A 23,510-nucleotide genomic window follows, 5' to 3' on the forward strand; every position below is an offset into this window, starting at 1 on the left:
CGATTAGTAAGGACGGGGATTCGGAGCCAGCCAGCCTGAACTGAGCGCAATAAGTAGAAGGATAACTACTAAAGCGGAGAACATGACTCGACGGCCTAAGTAATGACTCATAGGTTTGTCTCTTTTTTCGGGATTATCGGGGTCTTCACGAACCATTTCGATAAGCGCTTTTGCGAGGTTGAAGATAATGAAAAGCAGCAAAAGGACAAGCGTCAGTTTGAATAGAAATACGGTGGACATAGCACCTCCGGTTTCATCGTTGTTGTTATCGAGACAATTATGGCTATCGAAACGGTTTTGGGTTGCAGTTGGTTTAACTGTGGTTGTGTTTTCTCTTTTGGTCAAACTAGGTTTTTGGCAGCTTGAGAGAGGGCAAGAAAAACAGGCTTTGGAACAAGCCATTCTTGCGCGAGCGGATAGTGCGTACCAAGCATTAGGCGAAGTTCTTGAAGAAAACGATTGGAGAGAAGGCAGCATTCTCGGGAAAAAAGTGGAAGCTAATGTTGTTCCTCAGGCGTTTCCCGTGATTTTACTGGATAACCAAACGCATCAGGGCAATGTGGGCTATTTAGCATTTCAGATTGTCTCTATGAGTGATGAATCAGGAACCTATGCATTATTAGAGCTTGGTTTTTTGGAGGGAATAGCAGATCGTTCAGTATTACCAACCGTCACAACACTCGAAGTGTCGACCTTTATCTCGGGACGTCTGTACAGAAAATCTGCTAACCCACTGAGCTCTGAATTAATGCCAGAAGTTGGCGATGCCATTCGTGTGCAGAACCTGAATATCGCGCAACTGAATCAGCTACTTAATATTGAACTTATGCCCGCAGTCTTGCAGCCAGACAATCTAAAAAATTGGCCTTACGACTTTCCTTGGAACCCATTGCCGCTCAACAGCGCCAAGCATTTCGGTTATTCGATTCAGTGGTTTTCGATGGCGGGCGTTTTCTTATTATTGACCTTAATTGTTTTTGTTCGTTGGCAAAGAAAATTGCGTCATATGGAGGTGAAGCATGACATCTAAAGTAACCAAAGGGCGGCTAATGTTGATTGCGTTGGTGTGTACGTTTGCGCTTCCTGCCGTCATCGCTAAGGTCATTCTCACCCAAGGGTGGTATCAAAGCGGTGTGACCAATAGAGGTGTGTTAGTTGAACCATACACAACGTTAGAGCTACTTGGTCAAGAGTCCCCACTCAAGGATCACAGATGGCAACTCGCTTATGTTTTACCTAATGAGTGCACAGAACAATGCAGGCAGCAGCTTTACTTGCTTCAGCAAAGCCATGTCGCTTTAGGAAAATATCAAGAGCGTGTGGTGCCGGTGCTTTGGCAGACAGAGTTGTCCGATACCGTAGATGTATCGATGACGACAATGCAAATTAATCAATCGGTTACCGCCAAAGTGAAACCCGGACAAATATTAATCGTTGATCCTCTGGGGCAATTGGTGATGTCTTACTCGCCGCAACCGAATGAAGATTTAGTCTCGTTCAACAAAGGTATGTTGGCGGATTTACGCAAGCTCTTAAAATTGTCACGAGTTGGTTAGAAAGGGGCGTATATGAAGTTAATTCAGTTGGTTAAATTCAGTTTACTCCTAACTTTCGTGGTGATCATGTTAGGCGCATATACTCGCCTTTCTGATGCAGGGTTAGGTTGCCCTGATTGGCCCGGCTGCTATGGGCATCTTGCTGTGCCTCATCAAGAAGAAGACGTAATACGTGCCAATCTTAATTTCCCTGAACGGGCTGTCGAGCATGAGAAAGCATGGCTTGAAATGATTCATCGCTATTTTGCAGGAACGCTGGGTCTGGTCATTTTTGCTATGACAGTGATATCAACGAGATCTGAGCGCGTGAATCCTACTATTCCGATGCTTCTCAGTGTACTGGTGGTCGGGCAAGCACTTTTGGGGATGTGGACCGTGACGCTCAAATTAATGCCAGTCATCGTAATGCTTCATCTGCTTGGTGGATTTACTTTACTGGTTCTGCAGGCGATTTTTTACTGTCAGTTAAAAGCGCAAAATAATCTCTATTTCTCTCCATCTTCCAGCTCGCTGCGAGGCTTCTCATTATTGGTTTTTCTGGTTGTTTTTATGCAGGTGCTGCTAGGAGGGTGGACTTCGTCAAACTATGCCGCGCTCATGTGCACCTCACTGCCGATTTGTGAGGGAGATTGGATGAGTTATCTCTCATGGAAAGAGGCGTTTTCTTTCTGGCAAACCGGATTCGAGAATTACGAGTTTGGTATTTTGGAGTATCCGGCAAGAATGACCATACATGTTACGCATCGCCTCGGTGCGATTGTCACCGCCACTGTCGTATTGGCTTATAGCATTATGCTCATGAGGCAAGATTCCCATCATTCACAGCGCATTGGAGGATGGTTACTACTCACTTTAGCGTGTCAAATTATGTTGGGCGTAAGCAACGTCGTATTCCAACTTCCTATTTATGTCGCCGTGGCGCATAACTTGGGTGCCGCCATTATGTTGAGTCTTGTTTGTGTGAGTCAGTTTTATTTGTGGCAGGGCAAAAAAGCTTGGAGTTACACCGCGAAAGGAGTTCGCTATGAGTAAAGAAATCGCACTGTCGTTAAATGAGCGAAAGCGACTAAGTTCCGTTTATTTGAAGTTAACGAAGCCTAAAGTAGTCGCATTAATGCTGGTGACGGCCGTTGTCGGGATGAGTTTAGCGCCTGTTACTGAGTTTCCTTGGTTGCAGGCGGCGGTTGGCCTAACAGGCATTGGTTTGATGGCAGGCTCCGCGGCAGCGTTTAATCACCTGATTGACCGCCGCATTGATGCGAGAATGGCTCGCACACACAAACGTCCGTTGCCATCGGGTGAAGCTAAGCCGTTATCGGTGATAACCTTTGCGACGGCTTTAGGCGTCATAGGGTTTGTTCTTTTATATGCGCTGGTTAACCCACTGACGGCATGGCTGACTTTGATGAGTTTACTCGGCTATGCGATGGTGTACACCATGTACCTCAAACGCGCTACGCCCCAAAATATCGTAATTGCAGGTATTGCGGGTGCGATGCCGCCTCTTCTCGGTTGGACTGCCGTAACAGGGCAGTTGCATGCGAATGCTTGGCTGCTTGTGATGATCATTTTTATCTGGACGCCACCACACTTTTGGGCACTCGCAATTCATCGCGTAGAGGACTATCGTAAGGTGGATATTCCAATGTTGCCAGTGACACATGGTATCGAGTACACCAAAACTTCCATTCTGTTGTATACAGTATTGTTGACGTTGGTTTGTGTGCTGCCGGTGTTGGTTGGAATGGTCGGCGTAGTTTATCTTTTTGCCTCGTTACTACTTAACGCTGGCTTTATGTACCATGCATGGAAGCTAAAATACGCGCCAGAGCCCAATACCGCGATGGAGGCGTTTAAATTTTCTATCTATCACCTTTTTGCGTTGTTCATTGCATTGCTTTCGGATCACTATATTGGCTTGTAGCCTCTCTTTAAACAGAAAACGCCGCGTGGCTCGCGGCGTTTTTGGTTTTGATAGTTTGGCTTTTATGCAAAGTTTCTAGAATTATTGAATCTCTAACAATTCAACATCAAAGATCAAAACACTTGCTGGTGGAATTGGGCCTGAGCCACTTTTGCCATAACCGAGCGTGCTTGGTACGAAAAGGCGGATTTTTTCACCTTCGACCATGTATTGCAGGCCTTCTTGCCAGCCTTTAATGACTTGGTTAAGACCAAACGAAATTGGCTCACCGCGATTAACGGAGCTATCAAACACAGTGCCATCAATCAACGTGCCGTGGTAGTGCACTTTGACTTTACTTGTCGCGGTTGGGTGAACCTCACCTTCGCCTTTTTCAAGAACAATATATTGAAGACCACTTTCTGTTGTAATGACGCCTTCTTTCTTCGCATTCTCGAGCAAGAATGCTTGGCCTTTCGCAAAGTTTTCATCCGCTACTTTATGGTTTGTCCAAGTACGGTAAATGAAAAAGCCCGCCAGAATGAAAATAATGAGAGGAAACAAAAATTTAGACACGTAAGCTCCTTGTCTATTTAGGTTGTTTTAGCAAATAGTTAATGGTTTCTGCCATGGCTTCGACGCTGTCATGGCCACCAGTAATGACTTGGTATTTTCCGTTAACGATAAAGGCTGGAACGGAGTTAATTTGGCCGCGAGTCGTGATCGCTTCTGCCTTAGTGATGTACTCAAACAGCGTTTTTTGCTGTGCTTCATCTAAATGGTAAGGGCTGATAAGGTTGCGAGACTCAAAGGCTTTCTCTACGGCGATTTGACGTTCCTCAGCAGTCGTATCAGAACCCATTTGTACGGCAGTAAAAAGATCTGCCATAAATGCTTTGTCAGGTGTCGACTCTAGCTGCATTACGGCAGTATAGAAGATGATGGCGCTCACTTGTGCACTTTCATTGAACGTTACATGCATTTTTTCAACGCTTTGATCGGTCAATGATTCAATTTGAGGGACAAACTCTTCCATTGAACGGCAGTGGCCGCAAGTTAGGGCAAAAGCTTCTGTCAATGGCGCCAAATCATATTCTTGAAGAGATACAGGCAAAACTTCGTATTGCTTGCCTTGCTGAGGCTGAGTGTTGCCGCTATCGCATGCCGACAAAGCCATCATGGCGGCAATCACAGCAAAGCCTTTCGATATGGTTTTTAACATAATAATGCTCTAAGTAAGAAATTTGCGTTAGTTTATCGGTTAACGATAGTGACTAAAACCATTAAATAACAATAAAGTGAGACGATTGGTAACAGACTTTTCCTGATGTGTAGGCTGCAGGGAGGTATTTTGGCATCGCTTTTTATTTGAGAGATACTTGATATTGATTCCAGTGGCATGAACGCTGCATATACAAACCAATCGGTGGATAAAAGCGCTAAAGATTCGGCGTGTTTTGTCGACACAATGGACAAGAGTTTTTCTAAGTTGGTAGTGGTATGAAGCAGTGGTTTTTAATTGTTTGCGGCATTCTGACTGGGTGCAGTAGCCTTGATCAAGACATGGTTCCTGGCGGGAACATTTTAGATACAGCTCCTAAAACAAACACCGAGCTGAGACATCCTGAGTGGGGCTATCCGAGTGCTTCCAGTGTGGCTTCTTCACCTCGCACGTATCAGACTGAGAGGGCATCAGTAAAAAAGTCGCAAAATGTGACCTCTCTGGAAATGTTTCTGAACAGGCACAATATTCCTCATGAGACACTCAGTGGCGGTCACTTAATGATACGTTTGAAAGAGCAAGTGCATTTTCAAACTGGCTCTGCTCAGTTATCAGCGCAATCTCAAGACTGGATTCGAAACATTGGTCACTATCTAGCAGGAAGAACGGATGTGGATGTCGTGATCGATGGCCATGCCGATAGCACAGGAGCTGCCAGCTTTAATGACACGTTGTCAGAAAAGCGAGCTCGTGAAGTGGAAAAGCAACTACTGGCGACGAGTATTCCTCGTCAACGCGTGTTTTCTAGAGGTTTTGGCGAGTATGTGCCGCAGTGCAGTAATTCGACAGCCAATGGCAAAGCTTGTAATCGACGCGTAGAGCTAACGCTGATCGTTGATGAGTAAGGCGATGGTTGGTCGATAAACTACGTCGTGTTGTTTTCACTGAGCCCTTATGTGTTTACTGGCGTTTCCGTCTGGGAATGAGCAAGAAGAGTGAACCCAAAGGCTAGGCATAGCAACGAGCAGCTAGACTGAATAGAAAAGAGGCACCTGTATGGTGCCTCTTTTACATCCGCCAATGTTCATAGGGGGAACTTAGGCAAATTCTTTTTCAACGTAAGCGACGATGTCAGATGACTCGTATAGCCACTGTGTTTCGCCATTTTTTTCGATACGCAGGCAAGGGACTTTAATTCGTCCACCACCTTGCTCTAGTTCAGTTCGATGAGTCGGGTTATTTTTTGCATCACGTAGCTCAATGTTCACTGACTGACGCTTCATTGCACGGCGGACTTTTACGCAAAAAGGGCAAGCTTCAAATTGGTAAAGTGCGTATTGCTTTGCTTTTTCATCAATACGTTGTTGTTCTTCTGCACTGCGTTTAATACCACGAGGTGAGAACACGGCGTTCAGCAATAAGATAACCTTGCCTAAAATCCAACGGATAAACTTCATAATGATCCCTTGATGTTCATTGGGTAATTGTCCTTTAAAAATGCAATCATGATGCTTGTTGCATTGAGCGTGAAGTCTATCAGTTGTTTGAAATGGATAAAACCATGTATTTTATGCGGAAAATAAGCGTTTTAACTTGCCCCAAAAGCCGCTAGTCGAAGCTGGACTGGCTTCTCTACCTAGATAAAAGCTTTGCATCAGTTCGGTTCTGAATGCATCAACATCCATGCGTTTTACAACAAGCTCGTGTTGCAATGTATTCTGAGTTTGCTCGGCATGATCGTGCGCCAAGCTAAAGTCCATATTCAAATAGCCTTGAGTATAAAGCCAAAGGTGGGTTATCAAGATAAGGTCTTCTGCGGACTGGTTAGTGAACTTATCCGCGTGCTCATCACCCAAGGAGTCAGTCAGCACTTGCTGCATTTGCTGGGCAGAATGCGCATGTTGCTCATAGTTAGCGCTGGCTTCAATATGCGACTTAGTCAAAAGACCAAGCAGGTGAAGAGTAGGCGCCGTGGCGGGTTTGTTCTCACAAACTTTTGTAAACAGTTGTGACTGTTCTTTTAACCAACGTCGCTTTGCCGCTTTATGTTCTTTAACGAAGGGAATTTCTTTGAATCCCATCTCTTGACTCAGTTCACTAAGAGACGTCATGGCTTTTTAGTTCCTTCACCGTTACTTCGACGTGTTGATCGTTGATATCAACAAAAATAGAGCTGCCGGTAATCATAACAGAAAGGCTAGTGCCTCGGTCAAGGTGCTGACAAATCAAGTCGATAGCGTCGTAGTCAAAGCTTTCTACGTTGACGGGAAGCATTGAGAACTTTCCTGACATTTTATCCCACCATACCGTCGCTTTAGTGTTATAAGTGTAGACTTTTACGTGTTTTGCTAGGCGAGAGGCTTTCTTGATTCTTTCTGGTTCTGGTTCGCCAATTTCAATCCAGTGAGTAATGCTTTGATCATCGCCAACATGCCATAAATCAGGCTCTTCAATTGTAGAAAGCCCTTTCGTAAACTCTAAATTACTTTGAGCGTTTAAGCAGTAAGCTAAAACACGAGCCAGCATTCGTTGAGGTTTTTCTGAAGGGTGAAGGGCGATAGTTAGATTTTTAGAATCGTAATAGTCGTTATTCATATCGGAAATGGCGATACGAAATTTATAAATAGTCGGTTTAAGAGCCATGGATTTATATCGTTTTTGTTGGCAAAAATAAGTTATAGACAAAAAAATAGCCAGCTTTAGAAGCTGGCTATCGTATCAAATTCTTTAAGAATTAAAGTACTTTGATTTGCTCTGCTTGAGGGCCTTTTTGACCTTGAGAGATAACAAATTCTACTTTCTGGCCTTCAACTAGAGTACGGAAGCCGTCACCAGTGATTGCAGAGAAGTGAGCAAATACGTCAGGACCGTTTTCTTGTTGAATGAAACCGAAGCCTTTAGTTTCGTTGAACCACTTAACTGTGCCAGTAGCTGTGTTAGACATGTCTATTTCCTAAATATCTAAATAATGTAATCTTTCGCCTCAACGGCGCTTATAGCGTGGAAAAATAAATTGCTATTGCGTACCACAGGACGACGGGTTACAAGTAATCCAACGAAATGTGAAAACAAAGAACTTTCTTTCTAGCCGTGTTTGAGTCTAGGTTAATTCCACGAAGAGTCAACATATATTAGTGCTTTATGGACAAATATTTGTATTTAGTCACTATTTAACCAGCATGTTTTTGATTAAATTTCAAATAAATGACGGTGATGTGAAGTTTTTCAGCATAAAATTCAACTAAATCTATAAATTTGACTTATTTATATAATTATTGTCCAATCTGGTTCGACCATTAAGGAGGATTTATGGCAAAACCTAAAACCAGTCCTCAGCCGAATGAGTTACAACACGAGACCGATTTCGGCAGAGGTGAAATCAAGGACAATGCGTTAAAAGCGGTTGTCACCAGTCAATTGTTCAGAACACGAGTCGTAAAAGCGAAAAAAGGTAAAGGCAGCTTCAGTCGGAAAATGAAGCATAGAGGCAAAGAGCCCTATTCAAAGTTCTCCCCGATGTGGATTTTGAATAGGGCTTTTTTATTGAAGCTGGTTTTTATCAAACTATTCAAATTCAATGGTTTAGTGTTAGTTAAATCACTCTTATCTCACCTTATACTGGCTAGCTTTCTTCTTAAAACTAGACGCTGAAAAGTACCAAATAAGTACTAAAACCTACTAAGTTAGATTCATATCAATAGGAGCCACTTCCTGTCCGACACCGCTCTGCTATATCTTTAGATCAGACAAAACAGCCGAGATTATGGTTTAAAAAGACTGGTGAGAAGTAGGTATGTCATCGACGAGTTATGGTACTTATGGTTGCAAGTGTACAAAAGCGTGTGCTTCTTTGTTACTACTATGGCTGTCTATTTGCCCGATGACGTATGCGCACAAGTCAGAGTCTCATTCTTTAATTGTTGCTAACTCCAAAGCTTGGAAGCCATTCTCTTACCTTAGCCCAGACGGTGAGCCCAAAGGCATTTTGATCGACTTCTGGAAAGCGTATGCGGCGGACAACCAAATTGATGTTCAGTTTCTGCTTCTTGATTGGGAGGCTTCTTTACAGGCCGTAAAAGAGGGGCGTGCTGACTTTCACGCGGGATTGGTTTACTCATCGGAAAGAGCCGATTACTTGGATTTTGGCGCAGTTATCATGCCCATTCAAACTAAATTATATGTCAATCAAGACGTGCTTTCGATTGATGTCAAAAGTGTTTTAGCTGGTGAAATGACGTTGCCAATTGGTGTCGTTAAAGGAAGTTACGAGTCTGAGTTTATTAAGACGAATTATCCTAATGCGCCCGTCGCAGAGTACATCAATAACGACACGATGATACGGGCTGCTGTCGATAAGAAGGTGCTGTATTTCGTCGCGGACCTTCAAGTAGCTAACTTTTATATGGCAACTATGCCGGGAGCAGGCATGTTTGTTCCTGTAATAAATTTATATAGTAAAGACCTTCGGATTGCAGCAGGGTTGCATAGTTCTGCTTCCATTTTGGATGTCTCTCGAGCGTTTGAAAAAGTTATCGATACAGATCGAGAAAGGATCCTCAATCGCTGGAGTGTGGTGAAAACGGTCTATCCTCTTTATCTCCTACCTATTGCGATTTTCGTTATGGCGGTCGCGACGCTGTATCATATCTTCGCACTCAAACGCATGGTTGCGCTGCGCACAAGACAATTGACGATTGCTAACCAGCAATTGCTGGAGATGACGTTAACGGATTCCCTAACAAAACTCTACAACCGTAGACACTTGATTGAACAATTGGCGCTCTTGAATCACTTGCAGCGAAGCTTGACGGTAATGGTATTTGATATTGATGATTTTAAATCAATTAATGACCAATACGGTCATCTTGTCGGAGATAGAGCGATAGTGGCCGTGGCTGAAACAGCAAAATCAATGACTGATGAACGTATGACATTGGCGAGAATTGGCGGAGAAGAGTTCGCACTCGTGACGGCATCGCTCTCTGAGCGAGAAGCGAGCAACTTTGCTCAAATGCTCTGCAAAGCCGTGTACGAACAACCTATTATCCTTGGCGGGCAAGCGATTCATTTGAGCATTAGCTTAGGCTGCGCATACTACCCTGAATTTACTCATATCGTGAATTTACAAGACGCTGATCAACTGATGTATCAAGGTAAGTCTGAAGGTAAAAATCGGGCGGTGTTTCAAGTCATAACAGACAGCCAGGTTCAACTTGAGCTTCGTCAAGTCCCTTAGTGTTTTTGAGTCACCAATCGCTATTTCTAAATCCTCACTTGCTATACTCAATTGAATTTAAAATTATTATACCCGTTTCGCTTCAAATTCTAGGTCGTGTCGGTACAAAGGGAAGGTATGTATAAAACGTTTTGTGTTCTCGCTTGTGTACTTCTCTCTTCTTTTTCTTACGCTGAGAGCGCTTTCGATATAGTCCAAAAGTCTGATCAAGCGATGCGCGGGAAATCTAGTTATAGCGAAGCCACCATGAAAATTGTTCGCCCTGACTGGTCACGTTCAATGACCATGAAGAGTTGGACGAAAGGTACGGAATTATCTTTGGTCTTGGTGACTGCTCCGGCGAAAGATAAAGGTAGCACCTCGTTAAAACGTCATAGAGAAATGTGGAATTGGGTGCCGAGTATCGAGCGAGTGATTAAAATTGCGCCATCCATGCTCAGTCAGTCTTGGATGGGATCAGACTTCACGAATGATGATTTAATTAACCAATCTTCTATTGTTGTCGATTATCAACATCAACTGCTCCCAAGTGAAACCTTTGATGGTGACAAAGTTTGGGTAATTGATGCACTTGCCAAGCCTGACGCCCCAGTGGTTTGGAGCAAAGTCAGACTGTGGATCTCTCAAACGAGCTTTTTACAGCGCAAAGTCGAGTTTTACGATGAATTTGATGAACTGGTAAATGTTTTGACGACTTACGATGTGCAAACGTTAGGTGGGCGAGACGTTGCGGCTCGCATGGAGATGCAGCCGATAGATAAACCAGGAAATAAAACGGTTTTGATTACGCACGAAGCGCAATTTGATTTTGATATCGATGATGACTTTTTCTCCCAGCAGCAAATGAAGGCTCTGCGAGATTAGGGTGGATTTTGGTTTAGATAAGAGGTGAGATCGGATGCTCATCAAGCTCGCATGGCGAAATCTATGGCGGCAAAAACGGCGGACATTGTTAACCGCTTCTGCGTTAGCTCTTGTTCTGTTTCTCTCCTTACTGACTCGAGCGTTCCAAGAAGGAAGTTACTCCTCAAATATTAAAAACGCTGCGAAGTTCTATACGGGATTAATTCAGCTACAACATCCCGATTTTGGGGACTCCTCTAGCATTGATGATGTCCTTCCACAAACGCCTGCGTTCATTGCATCTGCCAAAAATAATCCTGATATCGACATCGTTCTGCCGAGAATTGAGTCATTTGCGCTTGCCGCCAAAGATGAACGATCCAAAGGCGTGATGGTGCTCGGCGTTGAGCCTGACGCTGAAGATAGCTACTCCAGCATTAGTGACAAAATCGTACAAGGGCGCTTTATTGCATCTGGACAAAACTCGGTGCTTGTTGGTGAGGGCTTGGCAAACTACCTTCATTTGAACGTTGGTGATGAACTGGTGTTGTATGGTTCGGGTTATCGTGGTCAAACGGCGGCTGGACTGTATCAGGTGTCCGGTATTTTGCACTTTCCTTTGCAGCAGTTAGATTCTCAGTTGGTCTACATGCCTCTTGATACCGCACAAGCGCTGTATTCGCTTGATAACCAAGTCACCGCATGGGTCCTTAACACTCAAAGTTTACGCGTGTTGCCTGACATTGTTAAACAACTAAAGCGCCACTACGGGAATGGCGTCGCAGTAAAAAGCTGGCAGGAGCTGTCGCCAGAACTTTCCCAACAGATCGCCTTGGACAAAGCGGGTGGGATCTTTTTGATCTATATCTTGTACGGCATTGTTGGTTTTGGCCTGTTTGCCACGATTTTGATGATGACGTTAGAGCGCCAGCGTGAATTTGCGGTGATGCTCGCGACGGGTATGTTGCGCAGCAAGCTTATGGGGCTCGTCGCCATTGAATCGATGTTTATCTCCGTTATTGGTCTTGTGCTCGGTATCTTGATCAGCGCGCCTGTGCTTGCGTATTTCTATATCAATCCGATTGAGATTACAGGCGATGCTGCACAAGTGATGCTGGAGAGTGGCTTTGAACCAATCGTACCTGTTTCGCTAGAGCCGTATTTGTTAATTGATCAAATTCTTGTCGTTCTCGTTATTTTATCGTTATGTCTGATGTATCCGATGGCTAGACTTCTTCGCTTGCCCATTGCTAGTGGGCTAAAAGGAGGCGCGCATGTTGATTAAATTGGCGTGGCGTAATTTATGGCGGAACAAGCTCAGAACTTCCATTATGCTAGGAGCGATGGTGTTCGGCTTAATGGGCGTTGTTGCCATGATTGGATTCATGAACGGTTTGGTCGACAGCATGATCAAAAACGCGATTGCGTGGCAAACCAGTCATCTACAAGTGCATCAGAAATCCTACCTTAATAATCCTGACCTTAGTGACACAATAACGAATTATCAAACGATAACGGCCGCTTTGGCTGCACATCAAGATGTTAAAGCGGTATCGGCGCGATTTCTTGCTGATGGCATGATTGCTTCTGCGCGTAGTACGAGAGGCGTTCGGATCAATGGCATCAATATTGAACAAGAGCAAAGTATCACACCGCTTAAAAGCCATGTGATAGACGGAGAATGGTTAAACGAAGTGGGAAGAAACCCCATTCTTGTTTCGCAAAAAACCGCAAATCGGTTGAAGCTGCGTGTTGGATCGAAAGTGGTTTTAACATTATCTGACATCAAGGGTGATGTATCTGGCGCAGCTTTTCGCGTTCGAGGTATTTTTAAAACGCCATCCACCACGTTTGATGACGGTAATGTCTACGTCCGTAAAGTCGCTCTCGAAACAATCGCAGGCTTGTCGGGTGCGCATGAAATTGGCGTTTTGTTGAACTCCAACGAGACTGAACAGCTAGAAAGTGCAGAGGCATTTACGTTATCAATATTGCCACAAGCCAACCGTGAACAATTGGTCGTGAGAAAATGGCAAGAAATACAGCCTTTACTCGCAACAATGATGAGCTCAATGGATATCTCTAACCAAATTATGTTGGTCGTTTTCGTACTTGCCATGACTCTCGGAATCATCAACATCATGCTGATGTCAGTTTTTGAAAGAACGAGAGAGTTTGGTGTGTTAATGGCGGTTGGCATGCAGCAGCATAAAATTCGCACACTGATTATTTTGGAAACGCTATTCCTTGGTTTGAGTGGTTGCGCGTTAGGGTTATTAGGAAGCGCAGTCATGCTGAAAATACTGAGTATTACTGGCTTATCGCTTGGCGCACTTGCTGATGGATTAGGTGCTTATGGCGTCGATACCTTGCTTTATCCAAGAGTATCGTTTTACGAGTATCAATTGATTATTGTGGCTATTTTTGTCGCGAGCTTATTTGCGGCTTTGTATCCAGCAAGGCAAATTCTCAAACATCGACCTGCGGATGCCATGGCGGAGAAAACGTAATGACGATTAAATTGGAAGGCTTATCCAAGACGTACAACCCAAAGAGTGATTTTCCGGTACATGCGGTTCAGAGCGTAGATTTGGAGATCAAGCAAGGTGAGTTTGTCGCTATTATGGGACCTTCTGGTTCAGGGAAAACGACCCTACTAAACATGTTGGGCGGGATCGATTCTCCTACATCAGGACGCGTGGAAATTGATGGATGCTTAATCTCTGATATGTCAGAAAAAGAGTTGATCGCTTATCGACGCGATAACATTGGCTTTATCTTCCAAGATTATAGTCTGCTCCCCGTACTGACAGCTCTTGAAAACGTCGAGTTTGTTATGCAATTGCAAGGGAAAACAGAAAGGGAATGTCGTGAACGCGCCAGCGCGCTACTGCAACAGGTTGGATTATCACAGCAGATGCATAAACGTCCGAGTAAAATGTCTGGAGGCCAACAACAGAGAGTTGCGGTTGCAAGAGCATTGGCACCAAAACCAAGGTTTGTAATGGCAGATGAGCCTACCGCCAACTTAGATGCAAAAAGTACAGCCGAGCTGCTTGATATCATGGAACAACTCAGTGAAAAAGAAGGCACGACATTTATCTTTTCTACCCATGATCCTAGAGTTATTAAGCGCGCACATCGAATCATAGTATTTGAGGACGGGCGTTTGGCACGAGATTTTGCCAACATTGATAACACCATAGAGAACAGCCATGCGTGGTAGAGTAGAAGGCGTAAGCTTACTATCCAAGTTATTGCGGCTTTTTTTTGCGTTAAGTCCTGCGGTAATTTGCATTAAAACTAATGCCAGCATACCGGGTTTGGAGCCTGAAAAAGCATGGGATATCAATGGCTATGTGAAATACATGGCGACCTATAGTATGCCTGACGAGCAGGGTAATACCCTTGACCATCTACTCCATAACCGGATTAACGTTGAATATCGCTTTTCTCCTGAATGGCGAATAAATCTTGGTATCAGGAATAGAGCATTGTGGGGCGATGCGCTTGAGATTCCTCAATATGCGGAACTCGTGGCGCTTGATAATGGGTATTTTGATCTAAGCAAAAACTGGCGAGAAGATAATGTAATCCTCAATACCCAACTGGATCGACTCTACGTCTCTTGGAGTGACCAAGATTGGAGTGCAAGGTTAGGGCGGTTCCGGGTCAACTGGTCAATGAACACCATTTGGAACCCAAACGACATCTACAACGCCTATTCTATTTACGACTTTGATTACGAAGAGCGGGCGGGCACCGACGCTGTCATGGTGAGTAAAAAACTTGGGTTTGCCGCTGGGTTAGATCTCGTTTTCTCTCCGTCAAAGCAGTCTAAAGAAAACAGCACGTCACTACGATATTTCTCCAACGTTTCTGGTTGGGACTATCAAATCATTGCGGGTCGATCTCGGCAAGACTATGTTCTTGGAGCAGGGTTCGCGACTGATATCTATCAAGCCGGGTTTCGAGGCGAGTTAAGCTGGTTTGATCCTATTGATACAGAGCGTCAAGGTCAGCCTACTGAGGATACGACAGTCGCTAGTTTGGAGTCAGATTACAGTTTTGGTGGTGTGCGTAACTGGATGGTGAGAGGTGCTTGGTTGTTTATTTCTGAACCAAAGCCAGCGAGCAGCGCATTAACTTACCTAAACCTCCCTCTCTCTGCGAAAACCTTGAGCTTCACGGAGCATACTGTTTATGCCGATGCTAGCTTCGACTTAACGGCGCTCAACCGCGTCACCTTATCGGCTAGTTACTATGATGATGGCTCTTACTTTGCTGGATTATCCAGCAGCTATTCACTCAGTGATAATTGGCAACTGCTAACTGTAGTTCAACATTTTAACGGTACGGACGGCAGCTTATTTGGAGAAACACCTGCAACTTTGGTGTTTGCTAATATCCGGTATAGTTACTAGAGACGCCTTTCATTTAGCTGCTATCCCTAAATAATGCAATCAATCACAAATAATGCCTTGTTCTGAAGTTGTTTTTGAAACAAGCATTTAACATTTTTGTAAACATCGTTATATTTAAGGCTCATCGTTGTCAGGAGTTTATGGATGAACCTTACGATATCAGGGAGGTTGCAGCTCAGTTTTGTGCTGCTAGCCGTACTTTTTATGGCATCAGCGGTATTCACGTATCGCAACGTCACCACCGTAGAGCAATACGCCTCTTCGTTACTTAAATCCGATTTACCGACCGTTGACACCAGTCGCGGTATCCAACAGTCCGTTCAAGCGTCGTTGTCTTCTATTCGAGCCTACATGTTGTTAGGTGGCGATGAAGAGGCGAGCGCACGTCTAAGTGAGGACGTACGCAATATCATGGCATCTACAGACGAGTCGCTTCCAACTTTGCAGGCTTTGATCTCTGAACAGGATTTTCAAGCGATTCAAAGCCAGTGGAACGCGGTAAAAGTCTCTTTAAGCAAGTTGATTGAACTTAGCCACAGTGATGAGAACTTACCCGCGCACAACCTCTTTATTAACGAAGCGGCACCCATTGCAGAAGTGGCACTTGATCAGCTTCAAAGCTTAATCAACGAAGAGTCAGGAAACCCATTTGGTGGAGACAGAAAACGTCTGTTTAAAGTCTATGCCGACAGCTATACCTCGCTCGCCAATGCACTGTCTGCTTTGCGAGATTTCCTGTTGTACGGGCAGCAAGATCATTTGGACAAATACTACGACTTGATTAAGTACCACAATCAGTCCGTGGCGGAAATCGACAGTAAACTCGACAGACTGACTGATAACGACCAATCATTGTGGTCACTGTTTAAGGAAATGCAGCAACTGTACTTTCCTTTAGCAGAGCAGGTAATTGCATTGCGTCAATCGCCAGAGTGGAACGAATCAAACTTGCTGATGGCGAACGAACTGTTGCCAGCAGCAGATGCCCTAGACCAAAGCTTAGAGACGATCGTATTGGCGCAGCAAAGTCGTGCTGATCAAAGCGGACAGGGCATTAATCAGTCCATCAAGAACGTACTCACCACCATGCTGATTGCGGCAGCGTTGGTTTTGTTTGCCGCAGTAGCGATTTCAAAATACATGGGCAACACCATTGGTCGCCGAGTGAAAAACTTATCGGAGCGAGCAAAGACGATCGCTTCAGGGGACGTTTCTCAGCCTTCGCTCACTGTTGTTGGGAAAGATGAATTGGCAGACCTTACCGATTCGATTAACCGCATGAACCAATCGTTAGCGAGCATCGTGGCCGGGGTGAGTGAGAAAGCGCATCAAGTGGATACCAGCATGGGAGCTTTGTTGGAATCGGCGCAAGTCACCTCATTGAATGTTGAACAGCAACAGACCAGCATTGTTGAAATGGGAAGCCAATTGGATGAAATCGCTTTAGCCGCGCGTAACACTCTAGATCAAGCCAATCAATCGGTGCAGAAGCTTTCTGATTCAAAAGGCGAGATTGAACAAGGTCGTGATGCTTTAGAGCAAAATAAAGTCACCATGGAAAGCTTGCACGGCAGCATTGAAACCGCGAGCACGCAAGTAACGCAGTTAAGCAAAGAGAGCGAAGCCATTGGTCGAGTGACGGAAGTGATTGAAGGCTTGGCAGAGCAAACTAACTTACTGGCATTGAATGCCGCGATAGAAGCGGCGCGTGCGGGCGACCAAGGACGAGGCTTTGCAGTCGTGGCAGACGAAGTGCGTATGTTAGCGACGCGAACTACTCAGTCGACGACAGAAATCAACGGTATCATCAATGCGATTCAACGCTCGACCCATTCGGTGGTTGAGGAGATTGAACACAGTCAATCACTTGCGGAGCAGGGCGCTGAGCACATTGAAAAAGCGGTAACTCGTTTGCTTGTCACGACCGAGCAAATTGGTTCTTTGAATGAACAAATGGCAGAGCTTGCGGCAGCGGCAGAGCAGCAATCTCATGCGACCAATTCGATCACTGGATTGATGTCCGGTATTACTCAATCAGTGGATGAGGTTTCGAATAACAGCCAACGTGCATCAGAGACATCATTGCAAGTAAAAGAGCAAGTTACTGAGCTGAATCAACAGATGGCAACTTTTAAAACGGCGTAGATAAGGTTTACGTCTGTTCATCTACTTTTGAACGTTAACCAAATAGTAAAAAAGCCCCAATCCTTTTTACACAAAAAGGGTTGGGGCTTTTTGTTGGATGATACGCCGATATTCGTCTGCTTGCTCATTGGATTTGGCTATTTAAATCATAGCTAAAACCAAATTTTCTTCACCGAGGTGGAGTCGTAATATGACTCCATCGGCAGCAAATACTGCAAAAGAATTTTTAAACTTTATACCAATCCCGGTAAGAGAATCGTTCGTTACTACGATTGGTATCATCCTTCTAGGAGCAAGATTATGAACAAACAAGTAAGCCTAATTGGTCTAGACAGCGAACAATCAGCACAACTAGCTCAACAGCTAAATCAACTACTAGCGCATTACCAAGTGTTGTACATGAACTCACGCGGTTACCACTGGAACATCAAAGGTCAGCAATTCTTCGAACTGCACGTAAAATTTGAAGAGATCTACACGGATCTACAAACCAAAATCGATGAGCTTGCAGAGCGTATTCTTACCTTGGGTCATACACCAGCGCACGCATTCAGCAACTACTTGGAAGCAAGTGAAATTAAAGAACATCAAAACGCGACTTCTGGTAAGGAGTGTGTACAAGGTCTGGTTCAAGGCTTTAGCGTTCTACTTCTAAAACAGCGTGAGATTCTACAAAACGCGGGTGAAGCAGGCGACGAAGGTACCGCGGCATTGATGGGTGACTACATCCGTGAGCAAGAAAAATTAATGTGGATGCTTAACGCTTACCTACAAGGCTAAGCGACGCATCACCCGAGCACTCACTTGGGGGCGCATAAATAAATCGGGAATAAGTCAAAGGAGCACGCGAGTGCTCCTTTTGTTTATGAAAGTGCCCAGTTAGTCGTGAATGTGCTTAAAAGACTGAAAATGTTCGAGTAAATCGGTCAGTTCTGTTACAGCAAGAGAGGCGGAGTCGTGGAATTGTGCAGTCGTATTGTGGTGAACAAGGCAGGATGGCATTTGGGCGTTGTATGCGGCTTGTAGGTCATAAAGGAAATCGCCCACATAAAGTACTTCATCTGGCATTAATCGCCACTCTTTGGCTAGGACTTGGAGCGATAAAGGATCAGGTTTTGCTGGGTAGCATTCACGAGTGAGGACATGTTCAACATCAATTCGGTTATGTTCCAACTTACGCTGCGTAGCGATCAAACAGTTGCGCGTTACTATCGCGGTTTTAACTTTATGCTGATGTAAGTATGCCAAAAGCTCGTGGCAACCCAGCATCGGAGATGATTGCTCAGCATCAGAAATTTCATGATCAAAGATAACATTATGGGCATGCTCTCTCTGATGTGGATGGTCAAGCTTATCAACAAAATCCAATAAATCTTCGTTTTGTGGACAGCCTAGTTGCTGACGAAGATCTTTGAAGTTCATATCGGAGCTGACGAGCGTATTGTCTAAGTCGAAAATAACGGCTTTGACTCTTTCAAGTTTTAATGGAAAAGGAACCATGATGACCTCGTACGACTTAAACCAAGCTATCTTTCTAAAAACAAAAGGTTATTGTTAATTTTATATTCAAACGTGTTACTTGTACGAAAATAAATCACTGATACGTCACAAATTAAATAGTCTCAATAATGTTGGTGTTTGATTACTTCTCTTCAAGACGGAAAATTTTGCCTGTATCTGTTGAAAAATAGACATAGCCATCCGGGCTGATGGTGATATCTCTGACTCGCTCGCCAAGATTCTCCATCAATCTTTTTGATTCGGTGAGCTTGCCATTCTCAATAGAAACCACGTTGATGTGCGCCAGCTTCAAGGCACCGGCGAGGATTTTTCCATCCAACTCTGGGTACTTATCACCACGATACACCACCATATTGCTTGGCGCGATAGACGGAATATAAACCAACTTTGGGTCTTCCATATTCGGTAAGCTTTTCGCTTCTCCAACGTCTAACGGTCCCCAATACTCTTTACCCTGAGAGACTTTTGCCCAGCCGTAGTTTGCACCTTTCTTAATCAGGTTGATTTCATCACCACCACGAGGGCCATGCTCAATCGACCAAAGTAGTTTTGTTGCTTCGTCGTAAAACATGCCTTGTGGGTTACGGTGCCCGTAACTCCATATTTCAGGGCGAGCCTCAGAAGTCTTGAATGGATTATCTTGTGGCACCGAGCCATCAAGGTTGAGGCGAAGAATAGTGCCTGCATGGGTTTGAGTGTCTTGCCCATTATCACGTTCGCCACGGTCCCCAATTGAGAAGTAAACCTTGTCATCGATAAACGCAATACGGCTGCCGTAATGACGGCTGGTGTCCGTGATTGCGTCGGCGACAAAGACGTCTTTCCAATCCACAAGTTGATTGTTTTTCAATTGTGCGGTCGCTAATGCCACCGTATTTCCTTTATCGGTACGTTTGCTGTAAGTAAAGAAAAGTTGTGGATTTTGTGGAGCGGTATTCAGCACTAGAGCTACATCTAATAAACCAGCTTGCCCACTGGTGTTCACATTCGGTACTTTGAAGAGGGTTTGCTGTTTTCCCGAAGCAATATTAAGTAATGAAACGGTGCCGTTTTTTTCATTCACGATCATTTGTTGCTTATCGAGAAATTCAATTCCCCATGGGATTTGAAACCCATTGGCAACCTCATTGGCACGATAGTCCGCAGCATCGATAGAAAAAGCTAGGCAAGCGAGTAGGGTCGCAGTGATCGTTCTCATGGTTCCTTCCAATATGAATCCAAGATACTTAAAAGCTAACACTAAAAGAGGACGTTTGGCAGGGTATGCGAATATAAAAAATCCCCAATACGAGATCGGGGATTGAATTAAGACTAGAGAATTGTTTACTTAGCGAGCCTACATCGCTTCTTCGAAGATCTTAGAGATCTCTTCGTGCGTTGCTTGTTTCGGGTTAGTGAAACCACAAGCGTCTTTTAGCGCGTTGTCCGCTAAGGTTGGGATATCTTCTAGCTTCGCACCAAGCTCTTTAATGCCTGATGGGATGCCGACATCTTTAGCAAGCTCAACGATAGCATCAATGGCCGCCGCAGCACCTTGCTCTGCTGACATACCTTCAACATCAACACCCATTGCTTTAGCAACGTCACGTAAACGCTCTGGACATACTTGCGCATTGTAACGTTGTACGTGAGGTAGAAGAATCGCGTTACATACACCGTGTGGTAGGTCGTAGAAGCCGCCTAGTTGGTGCGCCATTGCGTGAACGTAACCAAGAGATGCGTTGTTGAATGCCATACCTGCCATGAACTGTGCGTATGCCATTTGCTCGCGAGCTTCAAGGTTTTCACCGTTTTTCACTGCTGTGCGAAGGTGAGCTTGAATCAGTTCAATTGCTTTGATTGCTACCGCGTCGGTAATTGGTGTCGCAGCGATAGATACGTAAGCTTCGATTGCGTGTGTTAGCGCATCCATACCTGTTGCGGCAGTAAGAGACGCAGGTTTAGCAAGCATCAATTCAGGATCATTCACTGACATCAATGGTGTTGTGTGTTTGTCCACAATCGCCATCTTAATGTGGCGCTCTTCATCTGTGATGATGCAGAAACGCGTCATTTCAGAAGCAGTACCAGCCGTTGTGTTAATTGATACGAGAGGCAGCATTGGTTTTGCTGATTGGTCAACGCCTTCGTAATCGCCGATCTTGCCGCCGTTTGACGCCACTAAAGCGATACCTTTTGCACAATCGTGCGGTGAGCCGCCTCCGAGTGAGATAACGAAGTCGCATTCGTTTTCTTTTAGTAAAGCTAAGCCATCATTAACGTTGGTGATAGTAGGGTTTGGTTGAGTGCCATCGTACACAACGGTTGCTACGTCGCGTTCAGTGAGAAGGTCTTGAACTTGTTTGACTACACCGATTTGGTTAAGGATCTTATCCGTAACGATCAAACCTTTTTTAAAGCCTTGAGATTGGATGCTGTCTGCTGCGTCTTTTAAACAACCAGCGCCCATTAGGTTTACCGTAGGGATAAAAAATGCACTTGTCATATTGGATAGCTCCGTCGTTATTTTTAATAATCTTTCTTAATTTGCCATTTACTGTCGCACACTCGTTTCCAGATTGAAGTTGATCTGAAGCAAGTTTACCTATTTAGAGGTATTTGCAAGAGAAAAACTGTGACAGTGATCTTGTTGCACAGCGTATAGGTGCAACACAGATATAAAGTAGAACAAATATGAAACCAGTGACGCAATCGATTGGCAAAAATTGATATCTAATACGGATATATCTCTAAATTAGACTAAAGTATAAAAAATCCCCATTAATAACTTAACTATCAATGGGGATGGGAGGTAGGTTTATAAGTTATCTATCAATAATTAGGCAATATCAATCAGCTTTGATACTAACTTTTCGATACCTGATGCCGCTTGAGAGATATTCTCTGCCAACATATAAGCTGGGGTTGATAGAACGAGGTGTGTTTCATCAAAAACGATATCCTCGACAGAGCAAGTGATGTGCTCACCGCCCATTTGATTAAATGCTATCGAGATCGCTTCATCGTTGCCTACGGTGCCTTTCACGCCTTGATCATAAATCATCGGAATAATGACAGGTGAAATACACAGATAACCTGCTGGCTTTTTCGCATGAGCGAATGCGCGACATGCTTGAGCTACGTGTGTATTAATCGAGCACTCAGCTCCTGATACAGCGAAGTCAGTGAGGTTTTTAGCGGCACCAAAACCGCCAGGTAAGAGTAGGGCATCAAACTCATCTGGGTTTAATCTTGCAACATCATCAATATTGCCACGTGCAAGGCGTGCAGATTCCACCAACACATTTCGTGTTTCGTCCATCTCTTCGCCAGTTAGATGATTAATCACGTGTAATTGATCGATGTTAGGAGCAAAGCAATGCCATGATGCACCTTCTTTTTCAATGGCATGGAGTGCTAATACGGCTTCATGTAGTTCTGTGCCATCGTAAACACCTGAACCACTGAAGATAACTGCGACTTTTTTCATTTGAGAATTCCTTTAGTCTGAGGTTTCCGTTTGTTGCTCTGTTTCTTTTAGATGTTGAGTGCTCGAATCAGTTTCGGCGATTTCGCTATCGTCGTCTTCTTCATCATAGTAGCGCACAACAAAAGGTGTAAGCATAACACTCGAGGGCAGAAAATGTTTCATATCGACTCCAACTGCGTAATGGAGTGATTTTTATACTGATTTTTATAAAACAGTACGTTGAACCTGATCATTTTTGAGTTAAGCTGATGTTTCCTTTGGCATTCGTGAGTGGTAGGTCACATGAAATCAGTGCAATTTCGTTTCACACTTTATGGTTGTATTGCCATCCTCTCTTGGAGTTGTTTACTTGGCATTGCCAGGTTGGTAACCGAGAGCCTAGGTCCCGTGGGCGGGGCGGCCATGTTGTACTCTCTCAGTTCTATTTTCCTTCTTATCGTAGTTGGCATTCCGAAGTTATCGTACTTTTCTCCAAAGTATCTCGTGCTTGGTGGCGCGATGTTCGTTTGTTATGAAATATTTCTCGCTTTATCTCTGGGATATTCCAACTCGCGTGCGCAGGCTATTGAGGTGTCGATTGTCAATTACCTTTGGCCAGCACTCACCGTTTTGTTTGCGGTTTTAGGCAGTAACAAAAAAACAAACTGGCTGCTTTATCCAGCGGTTGCGCTGGCGTTTATCGGAGTCGCGTGGACGGTGAGTGGTGAGAATGGCTTATCCGTTACTCAGATTATGTCCAATGTCAGTAGTAACCCTTTGGTTTACTTTATGGCTTTCGCAGGAGCAGTTATATGGGCTTTTTATTGTAATTTAACCCAGAGACAGCAATCCAAACATAACGCGATTACGTTGTTTTTCATTGCTACTGCTGTTTCGTTATGGGTGAAATATGCGTTTGCCGATGAGCCAGAGATGACTTTTTCATGGGAAGCAATGGGCTACCTTTTTGCTTCTGCGGCGTTGATGGCTGGTGGTTATGGTTTGTGGAACATCGCGATTGTTGGCGGAAACATGGTCTTTCTCGCGACACTTTCTTACTTTACGCCCATTTTCTCTGCGCTATTTTCTTCCATTATTCTTGGTGTGACGTTGAGTCCGAGTTTTTGGCAGGGGGTTGTGATGGTTACGGTGGGCTCTTTGCTTTGCTGGGTTGTCACCAAGGAGAAGCGTGAAGCTGCAGGTTAAACCAAA

General features: G+C 44.4%; 27 protein-coding genes. 15 read left to right on the forward strand and 12 right to left on the reverse strand.

Translation table 11 applies throughout. The annotated features are described in order from the left end of the window. Window positions 1-3: 3 nt before the first annotated feature. Window positions 4-240 carry a DUF2909 family protein gene (locus ACZ5ZC_RS05660; protein ID WP_005391169.1) on the reverse strand — a complete coding sequence of 79 codons (237 nt, stop codon included), beginning with the start codon at window positions 238-240 and terminating at the stop codon, window positions 4-6. Between ACZ5ZC_RS05660 and ACZ5ZC_RS05665 the strand changes: the two genes are divergently transcribed. The 4 genes from ACZ5ZC_RS05665 to cyoE are packed head-to-tail and all read left to right on the forward strand — an operon-like array spanning window position 233 to window position 3,480. Next, window positions 233-1,030: an SURF1 family protein gene (locus tag ACZ5ZC_RS05665; protein WP_041853124.1), complete on the forward strand. Its 798-nt coding sequence runs from the start codon at window positions 233-235 to the stop codon at window positions 1,028-1,030. The two genes, ACZ5ZC_RS05660 and ACZ5ZC_RS05665, sit on opposite strands and share 8 nt — an antisense overlap. Continuing rightward, window positions 1,020-1,556 carry a hypothetical protein gene (locus ACZ5ZC_RS05670; protein ID WP_012842467.1) on the forward strand — a complete coding sequence of 179 codons (537 nt, stop codon included), beginning with the start codon at window positions 1,020-1,022 and terminating at the stop codon, window positions 1,554-1,556. Before ACZ5ZC_RS05665 ends, ACZ5ZC_RS05670 begins: the two co-directional genes overlap by 11 nt. Before the next feature lie 12 nt (window positions 1,557-1,568). Next, entirely contained in the window at window positions 1,569-2,588 is a 1,020-nt protein-coding gene (locus ACZ5ZC_RS05675; protein ID WP_006742060.1) for a COX15/CtaA family protein, read from the forward strand. After that, window positions 2,581-3,480, forward strand: coding sequence for a heme o synthase (gene cyoE / locus ACZ5ZC_RS05680; protein ID WP_006742059.1), 900 nt, complete (start codon window positions 2,581-2,583; stop codon window positions 3,478-3,480). Before ACZ5ZC_RS05675 ends, cyoE begins: the two co-directional genes overlap by 8 nt. An 81-nt stretch (window positions 3,481-3,561) precedes the next feature. On the opposite strand, the gene ACZ5ZC_RS05685 is transcribed toward cyoE, so the two are convergent. Together ACZ5ZC_RS05685 and ACZ5ZC_RS05690 are read right to left on the reverse strand one after the other, a co-directional pair. Beyond that, a complete protein-coding gene (locus tag ACZ5ZC_RS05685) occupies window positions 3,562-4,035 on the reverse strand; it encodes an FKBP-type peptidyl-prolyl cis-trans isomerase (RefSeq protein WP_005391162.1) in 474 nt (157 codons plus the stop codon). 13 nt (window positions 4,036-4,048) lie between these two features. Then, window positions 4,049-4,681 carry a thiol:disulfide interchange protein DsbA/DsbL gene (locus ACZ5ZC_RS05690; protein ID WP_457860416.1) on the reverse strand — a complete coding sequence of 211 codons (633 nt, stop codon included), beginning with the start codon at window positions 4,679-4,681 and terminating at the stop codon, window positions 4,049-4,051. A 278-nt stretch (window positions 4,682-4,959) separates the two neighbouring features. Here ACZ5ZC_RS05690 and ACZ5ZC_RS05695 point away from each other — a divergent pair, with 278 nt between their 5' ends. Further along, a complete protein-coding gene (locus tag ACZ5ZC_RS05695) occupies window positions 4,960-5,586 on the forward strand; it encodes an OmpA family protein (RefSeq protein ID WP_041853166.1) in 627 nt (208 codons plus the stop codon). A gap of 192 nt (window positions 5,587-5,778) precedes the next feature. Here ACZ5ZC_RS05695 and ACZ5ZC_RS05700 read toward each other — a convergent pair whose 3' ends face one another. The 4 genes from ACZ5ZC_RS05700 to ACZ5ZC_RS05715 all read right to left on the reverse strand — a co-directional run bounded on the left by ACZ5ZC_RS05700 (window position 5,779) and on the right by ACZ5ZC_RS05715 (window position 7,625). Then, the gene (locus tag ACZ5ZC_RS05700; protein ID WP_054867555.1) at window positions 5,779-6,138 is read right to left on the reverse strand and encodes a glutaredoxin family protein; all 360 of its coding nucleotides are present in this window, start codon (window positions 6,136-6,138) and stop codon (window positions 5,779-5,781) included. A gap of 111 nt (window positions 6,139-6,249) precedes the next feature. Next, window positions 6,250-6,792 (reverse strand): hypothetical protein, encoded by a 543-nt coding sequence (locus ACZ5ZC_RS05705; RefSeq protein ID WP_046873701.1) that lies wholly within the window; start codon window positions 6,790-6,792, stop codon window positions 6,250-6,252. Next, window positions 6,779-7,324 carry a YaeQ family protein gene (locus tag ACZ5ZC_RS05710; protein WP_005391156.1) on the reverse strand — a complete coding sequence of 182 codons (546 nt, stop codon included), beginning with the start codon at window positions 7,322-7,324 and terminating at the stop codon, window positions 6,779-6,781. Before ACZ5ZC_RS05710 ends, ACZ5ZC_RS05705 begins: the two co-directional genes overlap by 14 nt. A 91-nt stretch (window positions 7,325-7,415) precedes the next feature. Further along, window positions 7,416-7,625, reverse strand: a complete 210-nt coding sequence (locus tag ACZ5ZC_RS05715; RefSeq protein ID WP_005375625.1) for a cold-shock protein — start codon at window positions 7,623-7,625, stop codon at window positions 7,416-7,418. Between the two features lie 365 nt (window positions 7,626-7,990). Here ACZ5ZC_RS05715 and ACZ5ZC_RS05720 point away from each other — a divergent pair, with 365 nt between their 5' ends. The 9 genes from ACZ5ZC_RS05720 (at window position 7,991) to ACZ5ZC_RS05760 (ending at window position 18,109) form a co-directional block, all read left to right on the forward strand. Further along, window positions 7,991-8,332 (forward strand): alternative ribosome-rescue factor A, encoded by a 342-nt coding sequence (locus ACZ5ZC_RS05720; protein WP_085344318.1) that lies wholly within the window; start codon window positions 7,991-7,993, stop codon window positions 8,330-8,332. Between the two features lie 142 nt (window positions 8,333-8,474). Then, window positions 8,475-9,917 carry a diguanylate cyclase domain-containing protein gene (locus ACZ5ZC_RS05725; protein WP_054867558.1) on the forward strand — a complete coding sequence of 481 codons (1,443 nt, stop codon included), beginning with the start codon at window positions 8,475-8,477 and terminating at the stop codon, window positions 9,915-9,917. Window positions 9,918-10,034: 117 nt separating this feature from the next. Further along, the gene (locus tag ACZ5ZC_RS05730) at window positions 10,035-10,781 is read left to right on the forward strand and encodes an outer membrane lipoprotein-sorting protein (protein WP_054867559.1); all 747 of its coding nucleotides are present in this window, start codon (window positions 10,035-10,037) and stop codon (window positions 10,779-10,781) included. Between the two features lie 34 nt (window positions 10,782-10,815). Continuing rightward, window positions 10,816-12,045 (forward strand): ABC transporter permease, encoded by a 1,230-nt coding sequence (locus tag ACZ5ZC_RS05735; RefSeq protein ID WP_074189927.1) that lies wholly within the window; start codon window positions 10,816-10,818, stop codon window positions 12,043-12,045. Further along, window positions 12,035-13,270 carry an ABC transporter permease gene (locus ACZ5ZC_RS05740; protein WP_464931481.1) on the forward strand — a complete coding sequence of 412 codons (1,236 nt, stop codon included), beginning with the start codon at window positions 12,035-12,037 and terminating at the stop codon, window positions 13,268-13,270. The genes ACZ5ZC_RS05735 and ACZ5ZC_RS05740 overlap by 11 nt, the downstream gene beginning before the upstream one ends. Then, window positions 13,270-13,986 carry an ABC transporter ATP-binding protein gene (locus tag ACZ5ZC_RS05745; protein ID WP_054867561.1) on the forward strand — a complete coding sequence of 239 codons (717 nt, stop codon included), beginning with the start codon at window positions 13,270-13,272 and terminating at the stop codon, window positions 13,984-13,986. The genes ACZ5ZC_RS05740 and ACZ5ZC_RS05745 overlap by 1 nt, the downstream gene beginning before the upstream one ends. Beyond that, a complete protein-coding gene (locus ACZ5ZC_RS05750) occupies window positions 13,976-15,184 on the forward strand; it encodes a hypothetical protein (RefSeq protein WP_054867562.1) in 1,209 nt (402 codons plus the stop codon). Before ACZ5ZC_RS05745 ends, ACZ5ZC_RS05750 begins: the two co-directional genes overlap by 11 nt. Before the next feature lie 144 nt (window positions 15,185-15,328). Next, complete coding sequence (locus ACZ5ZC_RS05755; protein WP_464931482.1) at window positions 15,329-17,329, forward strand: HAMP domain-containing methyl-accepting chemotaxis protein; 2,001 nt, start codon at window positions 15,329-15,331, stop codon at window positions 17,327-17,329. 300 nt (window positions 17,330-17,629) lie between these two features. Beyond that, on the forward strand, window positions 17,630-18,109 hold the full coding sequence (locus ACZ5ZC_RS05760; RefSeq protein ID WP_054867564.1) for a Dps family protein: 480 nt from the start codon (window positions 17,630-17,632) through the stop codon (window positions 18,107-18,109). 99 nt (window positions 18,110-18,208) lie between these two features. Here ACZ5ZC_RS05760 and ACZ5ZC_RS05765 read toward each other — a convergent pair whose 3' ends face one another. From ACZ5ZC_RS05765 to ACZ5ZC_RS05785, 5 genes are all read right to left on the reverse strand, one after another. Continuing rightward, entirely contained in the window at window positions 18,209-18,829 is a 621-nt protein-coding gene (locus ACZ5ZC_RS05765; protein ID WP_046873693.1) for an HAD family hydrolase, read from the reverse strand. 142 nt (window positions 18,830-18,971) lie between these two features. Continuing rightward, on the reverse strand, window positions 18,972-20,048 hold the full coding sequence (locus ACZ5ZC_RS05770; RefSeq protein WP_464931483.1) for a PQQ-dependent sugar dehydrogenase: 1,077 nt from the start codon (window positions 20,046-20,048) through the stop codon (window positions 18,972-18,974). Window positions 20,049-20,186: 138 nt separating this feature from the next. After that, window positions 20,187-21,335, reverse strand: coding sequence for an L-threonine dehydrogenase (gene yiaY, locus ACZ5ZC_RS05775; protein ID WP_005391135.1), 1,149 nt, complete (start codon window positions 21,333-21,335; stop codon window positions 20,187-20,189). A 333-nt stretch (window positions 21,336-21,668) separates the two neighbouring features. Continuing rightward, the gene (elbB, locus tag ACZ5ZC_RS05780) at window positions 21,669-22,319 is read right to left on the reverse strand and encodes an isoprenoid biosynthesis glyoxalase ElbB (protein WP_046873691.1); all 651 of its coding nucleotides are present in this window, start codon (window positions 22,317-22,319) and stop codon (window positions 21,669-21,671) included. Between the two features lie 12 nt (window positions 22,320-22,331). Beyond that, a complete protein-coding gene (locus tag ACZ5ZC_RS05785) occupies window positions 22,332-22,481 on the reverse strand; it encodes a hypothetical protein (protein WP_006742043.1) in 150 nt (49 codons plus the stop codon). Between the two features lie 120 nt (window positions 22,482-22,601). Between ACZ5ZC_RS05785 and yddG the strand changes: the two genes are divergently transcribed. Then, window positions 22,602-23,504, forward strand: a complete 903-nt coding sequence (gene yddG, locus ACZ5ZC_RS05790; RefSeq protein ID WP_048625236.1) for an aromatic amino acid DMT transporter YddG — start codon at window positions 22,602-22,604, stop codon at window positions 23,502-23,504. The last annotated feature ends 6 nt before the right edge of the window (window positions 23,505-23,510 follow it).

Source organism: Vibrio sp. JCM 18905, assembly GCF_055393305.1.

Bases quoted from the DNA above. Each gene is read 5' to 3' on its own strand.
- ACZ5ZC_RS05695 (WP_041853166.1), top strand. From the start codon at position 4,960: ATGAAGCAGTGGTTTTTAATTGTTTGCGGCATTCTGACTGGGTGCAGT.
- ACZ5ZC_RS05700 (WP_054867555.1), bottom strand. From the start codon at position 6,138: ATGAAGTTTATCCGTTGGATTTTAGGCAAGGTTATCTTATTGCTGAAC.
- yiaY (WP_005391135.1), bottom strand. From the start codon at position 21,335: ATGACAAGTGCATTTTTTATCCCTACGGTAAACCTAATGGGCGCTGGT.
- ACZ5ZC_RS05720 (WP_085344318.1), top strand. From the start codon at position 7,991: ATGGCAAAACCTAAAACCAGTCCTCAGCCGAATGAGTTACAACACGAG.
- ACZ5ZC_RS05755 (WP_464931482.1), top strand. From the start codon at position 15,329: ATGAACCTTACGATATCAGGGAGGTTGCAGCTCAGTTTTGTGCTGCTA.
- elbB (WP_046873691.1), bottom strand. From the start codon at position 22,319: ATGAAAAAAGTCGCAGTTATCTTCAGTGGTTCAGGTGTTTACGATGGC.
- ACZ5ZC_RS05715 (WP_005375625.1), bottom strand. From the start codon at position 7,625: ATGTCTAACACAGCTACTGGCACAGTTAAGTGGTTCAACGAAACTAAA.
- ACZ5ZC_RS05660 (WP_005391169.1), bottom strand. From the start codon at position 240: ATGTCCACCGTATTTCTATTCAAACTGACGCTTGTCCTTTTGCTGCTT.
- ACZ5ZC_RS05675 (WP_006742060.1), top strand. From the start codon at position 1,569: ATGAAGTTAATTCAGTTGGTTAAATTCAGTTTACTCCTAACTTTCGTG.
- ACZ5ZC_RS05710 (WP_005391156.1), bottom strand. From the start codon at position 7,324: ATGGCTCTTAAACCGACTATTTATAAATTTCGTATCGCCATTTCCGAT.
- ACZ5ZC_RS05770 (WP_464931483.1), bottom strand. From the start codon at position 20,048: ATGAGAACGATCACTGCGACCCTACTCGCTTGCCTAGCTTTTTCTATC.
- ACZ5ZC_RS05740 (WP_464931481.1), top strand. From the start codon at position 12,035: ATGTTGATTAAATTGGCGTGGCGTAATTTATGGCGGAACAAGCTCAGA.
- ACZ5ZC_RS05690 (WP_457860416.1), bottom strand. From the start codon at position 4,681: ATGTTAAAAACCATATCGAAAGGCTTTGCTGTGATTGCCGCCATGATG.
- cyoE (WP_006742059.1), top strand. From the start codon at position 2,581: ATGAGTAAAGAAATCGCACTGTCGTTAAATGAGCGAAAGCGACTAAGT.
- ACZ5ZC_RS05705 (WP_046873701.1), bottom strand. From the start codon at position 6,792: ATGACGTCTCTTAGTGAACTGAGTCAAGAGATGGGATTCAAAGAAATT.
- ACZ5ZC_RS05725 (WP_054867558.1), top strand. From the start codon at position 8,475: ATGTCATCGACGAGTTATGGTACTTATGGTTGCAAGTGTACAAAAGCG.
- ACZ5ZC_RS05745 (WP_054867561.1), top strand. From the start codon at position 13,270: ATGACGATTAAATTGGAAGGCTTATCCAAGACGTACAACCCAAAGAGT.
- ACZ5ZC_RS05735 (WP_074189927.1), top strand. From the start codon at position 10,816: ATGCTCATCAAGCTCGCATGGCGAAATCTATGGCGGCAAAAACGGCGG.
- ACZ5ZC_RS05670 (WP_012842467.1), top strand. From the start codon at position 1,020: ATGACATCTAAAGTAACCAAAGGGCGGCTAATGTTGATTGCGTTGGTG.
- ACZ5ZC_RS05750 (WP_054867562.1), top strand. From the start codon at position 13,976: ATGCGTGGTAGAGTAGAAGGCGTAAGCTTACTATCCAAGTTATTGCGG.
- ACZ5ZC_RS05785 (WP_006742043.1), bottom strand. From the start codon at position 22,481: ATGAAACATTTTCTGCCCTCGAGTGTTATGCTTACACCTTTTGTTGTG.
- ACZ5ZC_RS05730 (WP_054867559.1), top strand. From the start codon at position 10,035: ATGTATAAAACGTTTTGTGTTCTCGCTTGTGTACTTCTCTCTTCTTTT.
- ACZ5ZC_RS05760 (WP_054867564.1), top strand. From the start codon at position 17,630: ATGAACAAACAAGTAAGCCTAATTGGTCTAGACAGCGAACAATCAGCA.
- ACZ5ZC_RS05765 (WP_046873693.1), bottom strand. From the start codon at position 18,829: ATGGTTCCTTTTCCATTAAAACTTGAAAGAGTCAAAGCCGTTATTTTC.
- yddG (WP_048625236.1), top strand. From the start codon at position 22,602: ATGAAATCAGTGCAATTTCGTTTCACACTTTATGGTTGTATTGCCATC.